This window comes from Falsiroseomonas sp. E2-1-a4, from assembly GCF_051433165.1.
In the GTDB taxonomy this organism is placed as follows: domain Bacteria; phylum Pseudomonadota; class Alphaproteobacteria; order Acetobacterales; family Acetobacteraceae; genus Falsiroseomonas.
Genome location: NZ_JBHMFS010000060.1, coordinates 1 through 1845, shown reverse-complemented (window position 1 = coordinate 1845; position 1845 = coordinate 1). Strand labels below are relative to the sequence as shown.

Annotated in this window: 1 protein-coding gene; it reads right to left on the bottom strand. The window is 62.8% G+C overall.

Annotated elements, in window-relative coordinates; translation table 11 throughout:
* Nucleotides 1-165: 165 nt before the first annotated feature.
* The gene (locus ACFHNC_RS24610) at nucleotides 166-1356 is read right to left on the bottom strand and encodes an alpha/beta fold hydrolase (protein ID WP_437171874.1); all 1191 of its coding nucleotides are present in this window, start codon (nucleotides 1354-1356) and stop codon (nucleotides 166-168) included.
* Between the last annotated feature and the right edge of the window lie 489 nt (nucleotides 1357-1845).

The following is a 1845-nucleotide window of genomic DNA, read 5'->3' as shown; positions in this document are numbered from 1 at the left end:
GCTTGGCGGTCGCGACCAGGGACGCGCTTGGGCGAGCGATCAGCCAGACGCGGGTGGAAGCCGGGCCTTTGATCCAAATTTTAGAAGCCAGTGCGGCGCCATCGCAGAGCTCGCGGTTACCTAGGCAACCTGGCTCAGCAGGGCCGTCACTCATGTTGGATTGGCTCAGGTCGCCGGCGTCAGGAAGCGTTCGAGTTCTTCGAGGAAGCGCGGCCAGGCCGGCTCGTTCTCCACGATGACGTGGTTGAAGCTATCCAGCTCAACGAAGCGCGCGCCTGGGATGGCCGCGGCGATGCGGCGGCCTTCCTCGAACGGCGATACCGTGTCGCCCCTGCTGTGCAATACCAGGGTAGGCACCCGAATTTGTGGCAGCAGAGCCGAGACATCAATGTCGTCACAGGCCTGACGAAAGCGAATTGCCGTCTCCGCAGATGTCGTCGTTCGTTGGAGCTCGGTCCACCAGCCGATCTGCTCGGGCGTCCCTCGTGGCAGGTAGATCGAACTGAACGCCTGCATGAAGGCCGAACGCTCATCCCCCCAACCCTGGCGCATCAATGTCATGAGCGCCTCCGCCTTCTCCTTCTCCATGCGCAAACCCCGGCGGTTGCGCCCCAGCGCATATGCGCCGCACAGGATCAGCCGAGACACACGCTCCGGATGAGCTGCCGTATAGGCGATGGCCACCGAACCACCTTGCGATGCTCCGAACAGAGCGAAGCGGCTGAGGCTCAGAGAATTCGTGGCCGTCTCGAGATCGCGCACGAAGGCATTGAGCGAAATATCGGCGACGTCCCGGTCCGATAGCCCGTTGCCGCGTGCATCGTACCGCACCAGACGGTACCGTTGCGAAAGCCATCGCAGCAGCGGCGACCAGAGCGGGCTGTTCCAATCGTGCTCGACATGCGTCAGCCAATTGCCCGCTCTGACCAGGACAGGGCCGTCGCCGGCCGATGCGACAGCCAGCGTCACGCCATCAGCAGAACGGCAGAACGTAACCTGCTGACGCACTAATGCCGCGTCGCCCTGTGGCACATTCGCGGCACCCTGCTCCGAGACATCACCCACGAAGCGGAAGCCTCGGCGGGCTACCGTTCTGATCAGCTGCTGTGATTCCCCGCTATCACCGATAGCCCGGCGCGCAGCGTTGATGCGACTACCAAGGGTGGAATCAGAAACGATTCGGCCGCCCCACACATTCTGCAGCATGTCGTCGCGCGTCACGACGTGGCCTCGGCTGCGCACGAGTAGGGCCAGGACGTCGAATACTTGCGGCTCGACGGGCACGAGTTCGGCACCACGCCGCAGTTCGCGCCGCTGCTCATCAAGGACGCAGCCGTCGCCAAAGAAGAAGCGCATCCAGGCTTCCGATCACCATGCGTCCGGAGCGCTTACCCCGCACCGGGCCATCGTGGCCTGGAAATCATGACCGTCTCAAGGGAAAATCAATTGCTTCTGAAAGCGGGCTAGCCAGAGGACAGGCACTATCCATCCATCGCTGCGGGCCTGGTTCATGACCGCACCGAGGAGAGAATAGCGACATGATCAAGGGAGCAGATGTTCACCGACACCCGAATGGTGCGCTGGATGTAGATTTTTATCGTCGTCGGGCTCGCAAACTACGATGTTTGGCGACGCAACGAGCGTGGCGCACGCTGATCCAGTTCGCCTCCAGAGCAGGCTGGCGAAACCATGATGCTGTTGGCACGGCGACCCAGGGGCTCGCTCGCCATGTGATCGAGCGGCCCGCCGTGTGCTTTCGCGAACCGAGCCTTCCACGCGCTTGATCCACCGCGCCATGCGAATTGCAGGGCGACATCCTGGACCTGCTGTCGCGCTTCGACCGGG